Here is a 15,222-nt window from a genome sequence, read left to right as displayed (position 1 = left end):
CGGCGTCACCTCGCCGAGCCGAACAGCGTGGAGCAGTCCTCGACCTCGCCGAGGCCCGTGAGCCGTTCCCACCACGCGGCGGCATGGTGCCGGTCGTCCAGCAGCGCCTCGAACTTCGCCCGAAGCTCCGTCTCGGTCACGGGTTCCGCGTGGTGGCCGTGCGGGTTCTGCACCTGCGCGGTCTCAACGCCCGCGGCCGTGAGCACGGTGACCCGTGCCGGGGAGGATTCCGGCCAGCTCGCCTCGAGGTCGTCGGCGGTCCGCACCTCGACGCGCCTGGCGAGCTCGGCGACGTCGGGCCGGTAGTGGAAGGCCTCCGGGTCGGTCCGCCCCACGACCGCCGCGGTGGCGACGGCGTACGGGAGCGAGAACCGGGCCGACAGGTCGTTGGGTTGCGCCTGGCGGTCGAGCTTCATGTTGTTGCTCACGGTCTCCACGACGATGCTCTCGATCTCGCCCGCTGCGGGCAGGCGCAGCTGCTGCATGGCGTCGAGCGCCGCGTGCGAGAGCGCGCAGGCGCTGTGCAGCTTGAAGTAGTTGTTCCGGATGCCCAGCCGGCCGTAATCCAGGGGACTCTCGAGCGCCTCCCGGTCCACGAGCTCGCCGGCGATCTGGCCGAACGCGACCTCCAGGGCCGTCGCCGAGCCCGCGAAACCGGCACGGTCGAGCATCGATGCCCGCACGGCGGACTGCGCGGCCAGTCCCATCCACGTATTGCGGGCGGTCGCTCCCTCGTAGCACGCGTCCCACACGGACAGGATCGGCGTGGTGCCGGCGATACGCGCCGCGCGCACCGGGTCGGTGCCCTCGAGCAGCGCGACGGCGACGGCGCCGCCGATCGCTCCGAGGTGACCGTGCGGATGCACCGGGTAGCGGAGGCGGAACGCCCGGAACAAGCGGCTCGTCGCCTCGTATCCGGCGAGCACCGCGCGGAGCAGCTCGGTGCCGCTCGCGCCCGTGCTCTCGGCCACGGCGAGCGCCGCCGGCACGATCTGCATCGCGGGGTGCCCGGTGGGCCGCATGCCCTCGTCGAGCTCGAGGAAGCTCCCCGCGGTCGCGTTCAGGAAGGCCGCCTGCGCCGGCGTCGACGCGGATGTCGGCGTCGAGAGCACGGTGGCCGTACGCTGCGGGCCGGAAGCGACGCCGCCCGCAGCATCCGCGGCGCGCTCGCCGATCGTGCCCTCGGCGCGTGACAGCTCGAGGAGCTGCCGCATCTCCGGCTGCCTGGCGCCCGCGCGGCTCACCCCGACGGTGTCTGCGATGACGTAACCGGCCTGCCGCAGCGCCTCAGGCGGGACCTTGTCCAGCTCGAGGCCGGCGGAAACGGTGACCGCGTGGTCGAGGAGGCTCCCTGGCATGACGCTACTCGGAGTCGTGCCGGGCGGCGACGAAACGGCCGCGGCGTTCCCCGACCGGCTTGCGGTCCTTCATGGCCACCTCGCCGCGAAGGATCACCGTGGTCGGCATGCCCTTCAGCTCGAAGCCGTTCCAGGCGCTCGTCGGCTGCTTCGCGACCAGCTCCTCGTTACGCACCGTCCACGTCGCCTCCGGATCGACGATGGTGAGGTCAGCGTCGCTGCCCGGCAGGATCGCGCCCTTGCGCGGGTAGAGTCCGTACAGTTTGGCCGTCGAGGTCGACATCACCTCGGCGAACCGCTCCGGGGTCGTGCCGCCCTTGAACATCTGGTCGAGCATGACCGGGCCGAAGGTCTCGCAGCCCACCCCACCGGCAGGCTGGGTGGCAAGCGGCTGCGATTTCTCCTCGACGGTGTGCGGTGCGTGGTCAGAGCCGATCGACACGATCGTGCCGTCGTTCACCGCCTCCCACAGCGACTCCTGATTCTCCACGCCACGAATGGGCGGGTACACCTTCATCATCGGACCGATCCGCTCGTAGTCCTCGGCGCTCAGCGACAGGTATTGCGGGCAGGTCTCCGCGGTGACGGGCAGGCCCTCGTCCTGCGCCGCGCGCACCACGTCGGCGCCGGCTTCAGACGCCATGTGCACGACATGGAAGCGGCAGCCGGTCGCTTTCGAGAACTGCGCGCCGACCGCGATGGAGGTCGCCTCGGCGATCGCGGGGCGTGCGGCGAGCAGGTCATCGTACGATTCGATCGGATGACCGAGCTCCTCCTCGCTGGCCGCGAGGATGTCGCGGTCCTCGCAGTGCACGCCGAGCAGGCCGCCCGCGGCGGCGACTGCCTTGAAGATCCGCAGGACCCCGCCGTTCTCGGGCGGAAGGATCAGGTTCTCCGGTGGCTCGTCACCCATGTTGTAGACGAGCTGCTTCGTGTCCTTGCGCAGCGCGTATCCCCAGAACAGCTTGACCGCCGCCGCACCCTCCGCGAACATCGGGCCGATCTCGTCGAGGTTGCTGTCCCCGATCGCGATGCCCCAGAGGCCGAAGTCGACCCAGGCCACCTGCTCATGGTGCTCGCGGCGCTGGCGGAACATGTCCGCCGAGTCGACCGGCGGGATCGCGTTGGGCATCTCGAGGATCGTCGTGACCCCGCCGGTGAGCGCGCCGAGGGTGGAGTGCGCGAAGTCCTCCTTCTCGGTGAGGCCGGGGTCGCGCGAGTGCACGTGCGGGTCGATGAAGCCGGGGAAGACGAGCTGGCCGGTGACGTCGACCACTTCGTCGGCGTCGACCTCGAAGCCACGCTCGAGCAAGGCCGCGATCGTGCCGTTCTCGCAGAGAACGTCGACCTCCTGCACGCCATCCGGGGTGACGACGGAACCATTCTTGACCAGTAGTCTCATTTTTCTATATCCCTAGATATGCTTTGCGGATCTCTTCGCTGCCGCGCAGTTCCTCGGACGACCCGCTCATCGTGATGCGGCCCTGCTCCATGACGTACGCCCGCTTGGCGTACTTGAGGGCCGCGGTGGTGTTCTGCTCGACCAGGAGCACGCTCGTACCGAGCCCGTGCACCTCGGCGAGCTGTTGGTACATCTCGGTGACCAGCTTGGGCGCGAGGCCCTGGGAGGGCTCGTCGAGCATGATCAGCTTGGGCCGCAGCATCAGCGCGCGGCCCACCGCGACCATTTGCTGCTCGCCGCCGGAGAGGGTGCCGGCCATCTGGCCGCTGCGCTCCTTGAGACGGGGGAAGAGGTCGTACACCTCGCCGAGGGTCTGCGCGCGCTGGTCCTTGTCCTTCACGAGCCAGGCGCCGGCCATGAGGTTGTCGTAGACGCTCAGCTCGGGGAAGATCTGCCGGCCTTCGGGGACGTGGGCGATCAGCAGCTGCGGCACCTTGTGCGCGGGCCTGGCGAGCAGGTCGTTGCCGTTGAACACGATCGACCCGCCCTTGGCGCGAACCGTTCCCGAGATGGACTTCAGGAGGGTCGTCTTTCCGGCCCCGTTCGCCCCCACCACGGCGACGTAGTCGCCGTCATCCACTGCGAGGGAGATCTTGTGCAGCACCTCGATGTTGCCGTAACCGGACTGCAGGTCGGTGATCTCGAGACCCATTACTCCACCCCCAGGTAGGCGTCCACGACGCGCTGGTTCTTGCTGACCTCGGCGGGTTCGCCGAGGGCGATGACCGCGCCGTAGTCGAGGGCCAGGATGCGGTGTGAGATGCGCATCAGCGCCCTCATGTTGTGTTCGATGACGATGAGGGTCACGCCGCGTTCCCGGTTGGCCTGCATCATGCGGTCGAGCATCTGGTCGACCTCGACCTCGTTGAGGCCCGCCATCACCTCGTCCACGAGCAGCACGGCCGGATGCAGCATCATCGCGCGGGCCAGCTCGAGCGTGGAGCGCTGCGCCAGGGTGAGGTCCTGGGCGATCACGTCGGCGAAGGACTGCAATCCCCAGAACTCGAGCTCACCACGCGCCGCCTCCCGGGCGGACTTGATCGAGTCGTTCTTCAACAGGGCCGCCACGGCGACGTTGTCGAGCACGCTCATCTCGTCGAAGACCTGCACGCTCTGCGAGGTCTTCGCGACGCCCTTGGCCATGACCTCGTGCGGCGGCACCCCGACGAGGTCTTCGTCCTTGAACCAAACGTGCCCGGAGATGGGCGGGACGACCCCGACGATCGCATTGAACAAGGTGGACTTGCCGGCACCGTTCGGGCCGATGATTCCGAGGATCTCACCGTCGATGATGTCGAAGCTCACATCTTTCAATGCGTGCAGTCCGCCGAAGCGTTGCGAGAGGTCCTGAACCCTCAGTATCGCGCTCACAGTTTCCTCCCGGTCGCCTTCTGCCACACAATCGAGAACAGTCCGCCGATGCCGCGCGGCTGGAACAGCACGAGCAGGATCAGCAGCACGCCGTACGCCAGCTGGCCGAGGGCCGCGAGGTTGCCGGTGAGCTGGGCCGACGCGAACTCCCCGAACGGAATGAGGATCAGGGCGCCGAGGGCCGGGCCCCACCAGAAGCGCACCCCGCCGACCATCGCGAACAGGACGAGGTTCAGCGTCGTGTTCCAGGAGAAGGCGGTGTCGGGGTCCATGAACTGCAGGAAGGCTCCGTAGAGCGAACCGGCCACGGCGACCACCGCGGCGCTCATGACGAGCGCCTTCATCTTCGCCCGGAACTGGTTGACCCCCGCGAGGGTCGACGCCTGCGGGTTGAGCCGGATCGCGTCGAGCTGCAGGCCCAGCACCGACTGGCGCACCCACCGGGCGAGGATCATGACGAGCACCAGCAGCACCGCCGCGATGTAGAAGAACGGCGTGGGGGTGTCGAACTGCAGCGTGTCGAGCCCGGACGGCAGGATCGGCACGGAGATGCCGACCGACCCGCCCGTGAGATCCTCCCAGTACGTTGCGATGATGTGGAACACGGGCAGCAGCGCCAGGGTGGCCAGGGCGAAGTAGTGCCCAGACAGCTGGAACGTCGGCCAGCCGATCAGGAGCGCCACGATCACGGCGAGCACGATGCCCGTCGGGATCGCCAGCCACGGGCTCAACCCGAGCGTGCCCTGGAAGATCACCGTCGCGTATGCGCCGATCCCGAAGAAGACCGTGTGGCCCAGCGAGATCTGGTTGGCATAGCCGCCGATGAGGTTCCACCCCGTGGATGCCGCGCCGAACAGGCAGACGAGCACGAGGATCCGCACGCTGTAACTGCTCTGCAGGTACACCGGGGCGAGGAAGAGCGCGGCGAGCGCCACGAGGTAGAAGGCGATCCGCCAGGGGCGGGACGTGGGCAGCGACCTCACGAAACTAGCTGCGCTTGAGCTTGACGGACGCGTTACGGACACGACTGAGCACCCCCCCGGAGATCAAAACGAGCGCGATGAAGAAGACGATGAACACGGGCAGATTCTGAAGCTCGCTCGGCAGCAGGAGTGTGGAGAGCGACTGGATGACGCCTACCACGAGCCCCGCGATGATCGCCCCGCGGATGGAGCCGAGCCCGCCGAGCACGACGACCGTGAACATGATCAGCACGTATTGCTGGCCGATGAACGGGTAGACGAGCGTGTACGGGAGGATGACCGAGCCGGCCAGCGTGACGAGCGCCACGCCGAGGCCGAACGCGACCATGTACATCCGTTTGGGGTCGATCCCGAGCAGCTGGGCCGCACCGCGGTTCTGCGCGGTCGCCCGCATCGCCTTGCCGAAGCGGGTCTTGTTCAGGAACAGTGCGAGCAACACCGCCATGACGACCGCGTACGCGGCGGCGTACACGAAGGTCGCGGCGAAGTGCAGGCCGAAGAGCGAGAACGTCTCGCCCTGGTAGGGCGTCTTCACACTCAGGAAGTTGTTGCCGAATATCGCCGCCGCCCCGTTGGCCAGGATGATGCCGAGGCCCACGGTGGCGATGATCTGTGCCGACTGGGGCGCCTTGATTATCGGTTCGATGATCGTCCGTTCCACCAAGGCGCCCAGCAGGAATCCCGCGATGCCGATCAGCGGCGCGATCCACAGCGGATCGAGGCCGAACGCCGTGCTGGCGAAGTAGGCGCCGAACATGCCCACCATCAGGAACTCGCCGTGGGCGAAGTTCACGATGTTCATGACACCGAAGATCAGTGTCAGTCCCACCGAGATCAGCGCATACACGCTTCCGATGAGCAGGCCGTTCGCGACCGATTGCGCAACGTGATTCAGGATGTCCATGGATTGATATCCGACTCCGCCGCGCCTACTGGCCGGGCCAGACTGGCTTGCCCTTGACGATGTCGGCGGGCCAGACTCCGATCAGGCTCTTGTTCTGCCACTGCACCATCACGGGCTTGGCGTTCACGTTCACGCCGGTCTCGTCGAAGTCGACGAAACCGCCGGGCATCGAAGCCGCCGCGCCCTGGTCGAACTTGCCCTCGTGCAGGTACTTCGCGAGATCCGTCGAGTCCGTCGTCGGGTGCTCCTCGAGCGCCTGGGCGAAGACGTAGACGGCAGCAGCGTTGTCGTGTGCCTCCTGCGGCATGAACTCGCCGTACTTCTTGAGGTACGCCGCACCGATGTCGCCGTAGCCGTCGGGGTTGCTCGTCGTGATGCTGAACACGTCGTTCACCTGGTCGCCGAGGGCCTTGACGAAGTCGGGGGTGATGTACCCGCCGGTGCCGCCGAAGATCGGCACGTCACTGCCCTGCGCCTTGAGCGCGCGCATCAGCAGCACCGAGTCCGGCACGTAGGCGATCGAGTAGATGGCGTCGGGCTTGGACGCGACGATCTTCGAGACGATCGGGCCGGCGTCGGTGATGTTCGGGGAATAGCCCTCGTTGAGCACGACCGTCTTGCCGGCCTTGTCAGCCTGCGCCTTGAGCGCCTTCGCCTGCGATTCGCCGTACGCGTTGTTCGCGTAGACGATGGCGACCTTGTCGATGCTCTTGCCGGCGTCCTTGGCGATGTCGATCGCGTAGTTGAACTGCGCGGCACCCATGAGCGACGAGGCCGGCGGCAGCTGGAAGAAGTACTTGTAGCCCTGGTGGGTGAGCTCGTCGGCGAAGCCGGTGCTCAGCAGCGGCACCTTGGCGCGCTCGGTGACGCGCGCCACCGTGATGGTCAGGCCGCTCGCGTACGCACCCACGATGGCGAGGGGCGGTTCGCCCTTCGACAGGAACTGGGTGGCCGCGCTTGCCGCCTTGGCCGCGTCGCTCGTCGCATCCGCCGTGGACAGCTTGATCTTCGCGCCGCCCATCGACTTGATGCCGCCGGCCGCGTTGATCTGCTCGACGGCAAGCTCGATGCCGTGCAAGGAGTTGTTGCCGTTCTGTGCCGTGGAACCGGTCAGCGGAAGAATCGTGCCAAGCCGAACCTCGTCGACCTTGACGTTCTTGGAACCATTGCCGCTGCTGTTGTCTCCGCCGCCTGACGAGCAACCCGTGAGGGTCAGGGCGAGGGCTGTGCCCACCGCCGCGACCCGCCAAGCCACGCGCCTGGCCGAGTGCTGCTTGGAAGTCGTAAGTGCATCGTTGAACATACCTTCACCTCTCCATCGTGGTGCCAGGGGCATCCCTGCGTTAAATGTATACAACGGTACGCGATGGGCAGTCAAGGTATTCGGGAAGATTCCCGCAGGGCTATTTCGGCTGGCTCTCCCTCACCATCCGAAGCCTGAGATCGCGGGCGATCGCCATGTGTTCGCGGCCCAGCCGGGCGGCCTCCTCCTCGTTCTGGCTGCGCACCGCCTCGATGATCGCGGCGTGCTCCTCGAGCACGTGCGTCCACCGCCCCGGGCGGCTGACGGTCGGTTCCGGGTAGCGGCGGATGTGCACCTCGAGGCGGGAGAGCAGGTCGACAAGAGTGGCGTTGTGGCTCGCCCGCCAGAGGCGATCGTGGAAGGCGTGGTTCACCGAGGCCTGCTCATACGGCGACGAGTCCGCCGCCTTGACCATCTCGTTCAGTGCCAGCTCGAGCAGCACCAGGTCGTTGTCGGTCCGCGCCCGAGCCGCCCAGCCCGCGGCGGTGCCTTCCAGCACGATGCGGCAGTCATAGATCTCCATGACCTCCTCGAGCGTCGTGACGCGCACCATCAGGTGGCGCCCGCGGTACTGGAGGATGCCGTCCTTCTCGAGCGCCCTCAATGCCTCCCGCACGGGCGTACGACTCACGCCGTACGACTCCGCGACCGCGGCTTCGACGAGAATGGTGCCCGGGCGGAACTCGCCGTTGAAGACCGCTGTGCGCAGCTGGGCGTAGAGCGACTCCTTCCCCGGAGTGTGCCGCAGTAGATCTGTCATAGCACCAGACTCTAGCCGCCCTCCGCAAGAGCGCGAACGCGAGTCGGCACCGCCTCGGCAACCTGGGCCGGATGGTCAGGCCTGCCCGTCGGCTCCGCCCGCCGCCGCCGGGGACAGGTCGGCGCCCCGCTGCCAGGAGAAGACGGGGCCGTCCTGGCAGATCAGCGGGCTCTCGTCGCCCTCGCTGCGCGCGCCGGACGCGCATCCGTGGCAGTAGCCGAGCCCGCACGCCATGTGCGCCTCGACCGACACCTGCAGATCGGCGCCCCACCTGGCGCCGAGCCGCTCGCAGAGCCTGGTGAGCCGGTCGGAACCGCACGTCATGATCGCGTCGGGCGGCGCGTGGTCCCAGTCGCGCGTGAGGACGTCGAAGAGGGAGTCGGGCGCGCTGCTGCCGTCCTCGTCGGTCACGGCGTAGACCACGCTCGCCCCGCGGTCGCGGTAGAAGTCGGCCCCGATCACGGCGCCCGGCGTGCGGGCGCTCGTGACGGCGATCGTCTGCAGGCCACGGCGTGCCCTCTCCTCCGCCACGGTGGTCAGCGAGCAGGTGCCGATGCCGCGGCCGACGAGCAGCACGCTTGGTGAGTCGCCCATCTCGAAGCACCGTCCGAGCGGCCCGACGACGTACATCTGTTCACCCGGCGCGAAGCCGGCCAGCTGCCGGGTCCCCTCGCCGATGACCCCGTAGAGGATCTCGATCGTGCCACCCGCGGGGTCGCGGGAGTACACGGCCATGGGTCGTGGCAGGGCGGGCGCGTTCTCGTGGGCGCGGGCGGCCGTCAGCATGACGAACTGTCCCGGCTGGGCGGATGCCGCGATCGCGGGCGCCTCGAGGGTGAGGGCCATGTAGCGGTCGCCGAGGCGCTCGTGGGCGAGTACGCGCACCGGCCCCGCGGTGGGTGCGGGCCGTTGGTTGCGCGGCAGCTTTACGAGCCGCCACGTCTCGCGCGGGTTCGCGGCGGCCGGCTGCGCGGTCATCGCGTCGGAGGTTCCTGGTCGAGGGTGCCGATGAGCTCGGCCACTCGGCTCACGCCGAGTCGGCCGCAGAGTGGGCCGAGGTCACGAATGATGTCCGCCATCGACGTGGGCCGCGTGAACGTCGCCGTACCCACCTGCACGGCGGTGGCCCCGGCGATCAGGAACTCCGCGACATCCTCTGCCGTCGAGATGCCGCCGCAGCCGATCACGGGGATGTCGACCGCCGCGGCCGCGTCGCGCACGAGCTTGAGCGCGAGGGGCTTGATCCCTGGGCCGGTATAGCCGCCGGCCCCGGTGCCGAGGGTGCTCGCCCGCGAGTGGATGTTGACCGACATGCCCGAGAAGCTGTTGGCGACCGTGACCGCCGCCGCTCCCGCGTCTTCCGCCGCCCGCGCGACCGCACCGATCGCGCTGACGGTGGGCGTGAGTTTCACGAACACCGGCCTGCTGACGCGCTCCAGCACGCCCGCCACGACCTCGGCCACCCGCTCGGGCGACGTGCCGATCGCGAGGCCGCCGCGCTCCAGGTTCGGGCACGACACGTTCACCTCGAAGGCGGCGATGTCTTCCTCGGCCAGGTCCTCGGCCACGGTGTAGTACTCGGGCGTGAGCAGACCTCCGATGCTCACGACGACATGCGTGCCGCTCTCCTGGTAGCGTCGCAGCAATCCGTTTCGGAAGCTCTCGCTGCCGGGGCTCGGGATGCCGACGCTGTTGAGCATGCCGTACGACGTTTCGGTGAGCCGATGCGCGGGATTCCCCGCCCGGTGCTCGGCGAAGACGGTCTTGGTGACGACCGCACCGAGGGCCGCGAGAGGGAACAGCGGGGCGAGTTCGGGCCCGAAGCAGCCCGAGGCCGGCATGACGGGGTTCGTGAGCAGGAGCCCGCCGAGTTCGATCGAGAGATCGGCGGCGCCGGGACCCGGCGGGGTGTCCGCCAGCGCGCCGGCGTCCTTGTCGACAACGAGTCCGGTTTCCATGTGGCGAACGCTCCGCTTCCGTGGGGAGGTACTCGTCTAGGATGAGCCTCTCGCGTCATCGTGTCAATGCCCGGCTTCGGCAGACGCAAGGGGACGGAGCGGGGCCTACGAAACGGCGGCAGCGCCGGCCCATCCGAGGTCCGCGGACATGGCAGCGGCGGCGGACCGGATGACCGCCACGGCCGCCGTGCGGTTCTTCTCGGAATGAAGCCGCTGTGCCGGGGCCGCAAGGGTGACGGATGCCACGACCTGGTCGGTCGAGGTCCGCACCGGGGCCGACACGGCCCAGACGTCCTCGTCCAGCTCCGACTCGCAGATGTCGAAACCGCGCGAGCGCACGATCCTGAGGTGGTCGAGAACCTCGTCGGTCGACGCGGGCGTCTTCGAGGTGAACGTCCGGAGCGGCTGCTCCCCGAGCATCCGCCGCACCTCGCCTTGATCGCGCCAGGCCAGGAGCACGCGCGCGGAGGCCGCCGCGTGCAGCGGCATATCCTGGCCGACGCGCACGAAGAGCCGGAGCGGGTGCGGGGACTCGGTGAGCGCCGAACAGACGGCGCGCCCGTGGGTGAGCTCGCACAGGAACACGGTCTCGCCGCTCTCCCGGCTCGCATCGGCGATCGCGCGGTGCGCGGTGACGAGCGGCGACTGCCGAGGCTGGGCGGCCTCGGCGAGTTCACGCGACGCCGGGCCGAGGAAGTACCGGCGATTGACGGAGGAGCGCGTGACGAAACCCTCGCCCTCCAGCACGGCGAGCAGGCGGTGGGCGGACGCTCCGGGGAGTTCGAGTCTCTCGGCGATCTCGCCGAGGCTCAGGCCCCGCGACGTCCGGGCGAGCAGGCGGAGCACGTTGAGCGACCGGATGACGACCTGCACACGTCCTCCTCGGCAGTGGCGGAAGCCCCGCTTCCGCGGGGCGGATCCAAGCGCGGCCAGTCTACTGCGCGCTCCGGGCCACCATGCGGGCGACGCTCAGGTGGCGGGCTCGAGCGAGACCTTGCGGGGCGCGCGGCCCGACGCGAGCATGTCGACCGTGAGGATCACGAGCGCGAACCAGACGAGGCCGAACCCGATCCAGCGCTCGGGCGGCATCGGCTCGTCGAGGATGAACGCCCCGAACACGAATTGCAGCACGGGCGCGAGGTACTGCAGCAGGCCGATGTAGGTGAGCGGGAGGCGCCGTGCCGCGGCCGCGAAGAACAGCAGCGGGACAGCGGTGATGACACCGGAGCACAGCAGCAGCACGGTGTGCCAGCCGCTGATGTGGCCGAAGGTCAGGCCGCTCGTTGCCCCCACGACGATGAGCTGGACGACGGCGATCGGCGTGAGCCACGCCGTCTCGATCGTCAGTCCGCCGACCGCGTCGACGCGCCCGCCCACCTGCTTCTTGATGAGTCCGTAGATCCCGAAGGTGAATGCCAGCGCGAGCGAGATCCAGGGCAGCGTTCCGTAACCGACGGCCAGGATCACGACCGCCACGGCGCTGATCGCGATCGCGATCCACTGGACGAGGCGCAACCGCTCGCGGAGGAAGATCACGCCGAGGAGGACGGTCACGATCGGGTTGATGAAGTAGCCGAGCGCCGCTTCGAGGACCCGGTCGCTCAGGATGCCGTAGGCGTACACCTGCCAGTTGAGGTAGATGATCAGGCCCGCGAGGCCCATCGCGAGCACGACGCGGCGCTGCCGCAGGAGCGCGACCAGACCGGACAAGGTGCGCGTGGCCGCCACGAGGATCACGCAGAACACGAGCGAGCACACGACGCGCAGTGCGACGATCTCGAAGGCGCCGGTGGGCGCGACGGCGATGAAGTAGACGGGGATGAATCCCCAGAGCCCGTAGGCCAGGAGTCCGTAGACAAGACCCGACCGCGACACCGCTGCGTGGTGTGCACCCGACGCCGGCTGTGATGGGCGGGACGGGTCTGGCACTAGTCGATCGTACCCCTGACTGAAGGCCGCCGATCACGCGGCGCCGGCCTGGCCGCCCGGTTAAACACGAAACCCGGGCAGCGCTCGGCTGCCCGGGTTGTGAGCCAGGTTCTGGCGTGAGCTCGTGTCAGCGAACGACCACGGCGAGCACGTCGCGCGCCGAGAGCACCAGGTAGTCCTCGCCGCTGAACTTGACCTCGGTTCCGCCGTACTTCGAGTAGATCACCTTGTCGCCGACGGCAACGTCGAGCGGAACGCGGTTGCCGTTGTCGTCGATGCGGCCGGGGCCGACGGCGACGACTTCACCCTCCTGGGGCTTCTCCTTGGCGGTGTCAGGAATGACGAGACCGGAAGCAGTCGTCTGCTCTGCCTCGACCTGCTTGATGACGATGCGATCCTCGAGCGGCTTGATGGAGACCGACACGTTTGACCTCTTTCTTGACTAAGACTTGGTTAGCAGACTCACGTCGAGAGTGCTAACACGAGTTTAGGGCCCTTCTGGCACTCACGCAACGTGAGTGCCAGAAGGCGCAGGTGTTAGCGTGGCGGAATGGATCGCGCCGAGCTCGTGGAGCTCCTGTCCCCCGACGGCCTGCGACTGCTGGACTCGTTGCCGCCCTACGAGTCGTCGGTGGATGTCGTGCGCCTGGTCGCGGATCTCCGCAAGGCGGGCCATGGCCCCGGCCTCGTCGCCGCCGTGCTCACGCAGTCAAAGCTGCGCGCGAAGGCTCGTACCAAGTTCGGTGAGTTCGCCGATCGAATGCTGTTCACGGAAGCGGGACTGGAGCAGGCGACCCGGCTGCGGGTGGCGGCGCTGCACGCCGGCCGGTTCACCGGGGCGGGGCTGCACAGCATCGCCGACCTCGGCAGCGGAATCGGCGGCGACGCGATGGCGATGGCGGCGATGGATCTCGCGGTCACGGCGGTGGATGCCGACGAGGTGACGGCGACGATCGCGAGCTTCAACCTGGCGCCGTTCCCGGGCGCCCAGGTGCTGCACGCCGACGCCGAGAGCGTGGATCTCGCCGGTTTCGACGGCGTCTGGCTCGATCCGGCACGGCGCACCGCGGGCCACGCGAACACGTCCCGGCTGTCGGATCCGGGCGACTACTCCCCCTCGCTGGACTTCGCCTTCGGGCTGGGCGCACGCCTGCCGACCGGCATCAAGCTCGGTCCGGGACACGACCGTGGGCAGATCCCCGCGGAGGCCGAAGCACAGTGGGTATCGGTCGACGGCCAGCTCGTCGAGATGGCGCTGTGGTTCGGCCCGCTCGCGCGCAGCGGCATCCGTCGTTCTGCCCTCGTGCTCTCGTCGGCGGGCAGCAGCGAACTCACCGGCCCCGACGACAGCGACGACGTGGCGGTCGGGCCGCTCGGCGAATACCTCTACGAGCCCGACGGCTCGGTCATTCGGGCGCGGCTGATCGGCGATCTGGCCCGGTCGCAGGGTGCGCGGATGCTGAGCGAGGGCATCGCCTACCTGACCTCGGATGAGCTCACGCAGACCCCGTTCGCGACGGCGTTCCGGGTGCTCGAGGTGCTGCCGGCGGATGAGAAGAAGCTGCGCCAGGCACTGCAGGCCCGCAGGATCGGCACGCTGGAGATCAAGAAGCGCGGCGTGGACGTGGACCCCGCCGCGCTCCGCACCCGGCTCCGTCCCAAGGGCGATCAGTCGGGCACCATCGTGCTCACCCGCGTCGCCGGCGCGCGCGCCGCGCTCCTGGTCGAGCGCCTCCGCCCCTGACGCCCCCTTCCCGGTGCGCGAGTGACTAGGGGACCCAGAGGCGGGGGACGACGGCGGTGGTGAAGTAGACCCACCCGGCCGCGAGGAGGAGGCCGGTGACACCGGTCGCGAGGCCGGCGCCCCAGCGCAACCAGGCCCAGCGCTGCGTCGCACGCGCGATGAGTGCCAGCACGACCGCGATCGCCGACAGGGGCGCACCCCAGACGCCGAACACCGATCCGGCCAGACCGAGCAGGCCGAAGACCACGGATGCCGTCGCCAGCGCGCGCCGGTTCGTCACCGCCCGCAGTTCCCCCTCGGTGTACACGTGGGGCACCCAGCGGGTGGGCGCGGTGACCGTCGACTCGTACGGCAACTCCCCCGGCACCCCCGACTCCTTCGGATTGCTCATGACGCTCCCCCCGGGCGTTGACGGACGTTCCCGGCGGTCAGCCGGCTCTCAGGTGCCCCCGCACCCGGTTCAATAGGTGGAATACGGCAGGTTTGCCAGGACCACACTCCACAGGACGATGTCGAGGATCGCCAGCGCGAGGCCGACGAAGCCCGTGATGAGGCCGGTCAGCCAGAACCCCTTGGCCCGCGGCTCCTTGCTCTTGCCGAGGAAGCCGAGCACCACGGCGGCGGCCGGGATGAAGAGGCCGAGCACGCCGCCGACGATCGGAATGAACGCGACGACGGGGAAGCCGACGATCCCGAGGATGCCGGCGACCATGGAGATGATGCTGAGCACCGGCTGCTTGGCCGGCGCGCCGGGGTACTGGCCGGGCTGGCCGGGGTACGGCCCGGGCTGACCCTGGTATGGGCCGGGCTGGCCCTGGTATGGGCCCGGGTTGGAGTAGGCGGTGGCACCGGAATAGGTCGGTGCTGCGTACGGGTTCGGTTCCCCGTATGGTCCGGGCTGCGCGGGCTGGCCGGGGGCGGCCGGAGGCGGGAAGCCGGGGGCCGAGCCGTCTGGATTCTGCGGCTGGTTATGCGGCTGGTCTTGGTTCGGGTCGCGGGGAGGGGTCTGCGGATCGCTCATGGCTGTGCTTCCTTTCGCGCTCTGTTCTAGTAGCTGCCGATCGAGCCGGGATGCGCGGCGATCGCGGCAATGACGATGATCGCGACGATGATCCCTGCGAGCAGCCCGAGGTAGCCGAGGACGAGGCCCGTGATGGCGAGGGCACGACCCTGTTCACCGGTTCGCTTGATCTGGTGCAGCGCGATGTGCCCGGTGATGACGGCGACCAGCGAGATGAAGAACGCCGACACCAGCGACACGATGGCGAGGACGTTGTACTTGTCCGACCGGCCCGGCTGCCCGTACGGCTGCTGCCCATAGGGCTGGTGGCCGTACTGCGGCGCCTGCCCGTACTGCTGTCCGTAGGCACCGGGCTGCCCTGCCCCGGGCTGGTACTGCGGAGCGGACGACGGTGTGCGAGGCTGCTCGTTGGGGTCTGTCATGCCGCCA

17 protein-coding genes are annotated in these 15,222 nt (G+C 68.8%); 1 reads left to right on the top strand and 16 read right to left on the bottom strand.

Going from position 1 to position 15,222, the window contains the following annotated elements:
- Positions 1-5 precede the first annotated feature (5 nt).
- From EEJ31_RS05235 to groES, 13 genes are all read right to left on the bottom strand, one after another.
- The gene (locus tag EEJ31_RS05235; protein ID WP_123045243.1) at positions 6-1,358 is read right to left on the bottom strand and encodes an MmgE/PrpD family protein; all 1,353 of its coding nucleotides are present in this window, start codon (positions 1,356-1,358) and stop codon (positions 6-8) included.
- 4 nt (positions 1,359-1,362) lie between these two features.
- Entirely contained in the window at positions 1,363-2,760 is a 1,398-nt protein-coding gene (locus EEJ31_RS05230) for a dihydroorotase (RefSeq protein ID WP_123045242.1), read from the bottom strand.
- Between the two features lie 4 nt (positions 2,761-2,764).
- Positions 2,765-3,472 (bottom strand): ABC transporter ATP-binding protein, encoded by a 708-nt coding sequence (locus EEJ31_RS05225; protein ID WP_123045241.1) that lies wholly within the window; start codon positions 3,470-3,472, stop codon positions 2,765-2,767.
- Positions 3,472-4,191, bottom strand: coding sequence for an ABC transporter ATP-binding protein (locus tag EEJ31_RS05220; RefSeq protein WP_158603906.1), 720 nt, complete (start codon positions 4,189-4,191; stop codon positions 3,472-3,474). The genes EEJ31_RS05225 and EEJ31_RS05220 overlap by 1 nt, the downstream gene beginning before the upstream one ends.
- Complete coding sequence (locus EEJ31_RS05215) at positions 4,188-5,174, bottom strand: branched-chain amino acid ABC transporter permease (RefSeq protein WP_158603905.1); 987 nt, start codon at positions 5,172-5,174, stop codon at positions 4,188-4,190. The genes EEJ31_RS05220 and EEJ31_RS05215 overlap by 4 nt, the downstream gene beginning before the upstream one ends.
- A gap of 4 nt (positions 5,175-5,178) precedes the next feature.
- Positions 5,179-6,078: a branched-chain amino acid ABC transporter permease gene (locus tag EEJ31_RS05210; protein ID WP_123045239.1), complete on the bottom strand. Its 900-nt coding sequence runs from the start codon at positions 6,076-6,078 to the stop codon at positions 5,179-5,181.
- Between the two features lie 25 nt (positions 6,079-6,103).
- Positions 6,104-7,381, bottom strand: a complete 1,278-nt coding sequence (locus tag EEJ31_RS05205; RefSeq protein ID WP_158603904.1) for an ABC transporter substrate-binding protein — start codon at positions 7,379-7,381, stop codon at positions 6,104-6,106.
- A 100-nt stretch (positions 7,382-7,481) separates the two neighbouring features.
- Positions 7,482-8,141, bottom strand: coding sequence for a GntR family transcriptional regulator (locus EEJ31_RS05200; protein WP_123045237.1), 660 nt, complete (start codon positions 8,139-8,141; stop codon positions 7,482-7,484).
- Positions 8,142-8,216: 75 nt separating this feature from the next.
- Positions 8,217-9,119: an iron-sulfur cluster-binding protein gene (locus tag EEJ31_RS05195; protein ID WP_123045236.1), complete on the bottom strand. Its 903-nt coding sequence runs from the start codon at positions 9,117-9,119 to the stop codon at positions 8,217-8,219.
- On the bottom strand, positions 9,116-10,099 hold the full coding sequence (locus EEJ31_RS05190; protein ID WP_123045235.1) for a dihydroorotate dehydrogenase: 984 nt from the start codon (positions 10,097-10,099) through the stop codon (positions 9,116-9,118). Before EEJ31_RS05190 ends, EEJ31_RS05195 begins: the two co-directional genes overlap by 4 nt.
- A 105-nt stretch (positions 10,100-10,204) precedes the next feature.
- The gene (locus tag EEJ31_RS05185) at positions 10,205-10,972 is read right to left on the bottom strand and encodes an IclR family transcriptional regulator (protein WP_123045234.1); all 768 of its coding nucleotides are present in this window, start codon (positions 10,970-10,972) and stop codon (positions 10,205-10,207) included.
- A gap of 96 nt (positions 10,973-11,068) precedes the next feature.
- Positions 11,069-12,028, bottom strand: coding sequence for an EamA family transporter RarD (gene rarD, locus EEJ31_RS05180; RefSeq protein ID WP_407643201.1), 960 nt, complete (start codon positions 12,026-12,028; stop codon positions 11,069-11,071).
- 127 nt (positions 12,029-12,155) lie between these two features.
- Positions 12,156-12,452, bottom strand: coding sequence for a co-chaperone GroES (gene groES / locus EEJ31_RS05175; RefSeq protein WP_123045232.1), 297 nt, complete (start codon positions 12,450-12,452; stop codon positions 12,156-12,158).
- Positions 12,453-12,578: 126 nt separating this feature from the next.
- Here groES and EEJ31_RS05170 point away from each other — a divergent pair, with 126 nt between their 5' ends.
- Positions 12,579-13,772, top strand: coding sequence for a class I SAM-dependent methyltransferase (locus tag EEJ31_RS05170; protein ID WP_123045231.1), 1,194 nt, complete (start codon positions 12,579-12,581; stop codon positions 13,770-13,772).
- Positions 13,773-13,797: 25 nt separating this feature from the next.
- On the opposite strand, the gene EEJ31_RS05165 is transcribed toward EEJ31_RS05170, so the two are convergent.
- The 3 genes from EEJ31_RS05165 to EEJ31_RS14210 form a co-directional block, all read right to left on the bottom strand.
- Positions 13,798-14,163 carry a hypothetical protein gene (locus EEJ31_RS05165; RefSeq protein WP_148040131.1) on the bottom strand — a complete coding sequence of 122 codons (366 nt, stop codon included), beginning with the start codon at positions 14,161-14,163 and terminating at the stop codon, positions 13,798-13,800.
- 69 nt (positions 14,164-14,232) lie between these two features.
- Entirely contained in the window at positions 14,233-14,793 is a 561-nt protein-coding gene (locus EEJ31_RS05160) for a DUF4190 domain-containing protein (protein WP_123045229.1), read from the bottom strand.
- A gap of 26 nt (positions 14,794-14,819) precedes the next feature.
- Complete coding sequence (locus EEJ31_RS14210; RefSeq protein WP_123045338.1) at positions 14,820-15,215, bottom strand: DUF4190 domain-containing protein; 396 nt, start codon at positions 15,213-15,215, stop codon at positions 14,820-14,822.
- Between the last annotated feature and the right edge of the window lie 7 nt (positions 15,216-15,222).

The organism is Cryobacterium tepidiphilum (assembly GCF_003716325.1).
GTDB classification, from domain to species: domain Bacteria; phylum Actinomycetota; class Actinomycetes; order Actinomycetales; family Microbacteriaceae; genus Cryobacterium; species Cryobacterium tepidiphilum.
The sequence above is the reverse complement of the archived record's forward strand: the minus strand, read 5'-3'. Positions and strand labels throughout refer to the sequence as shown.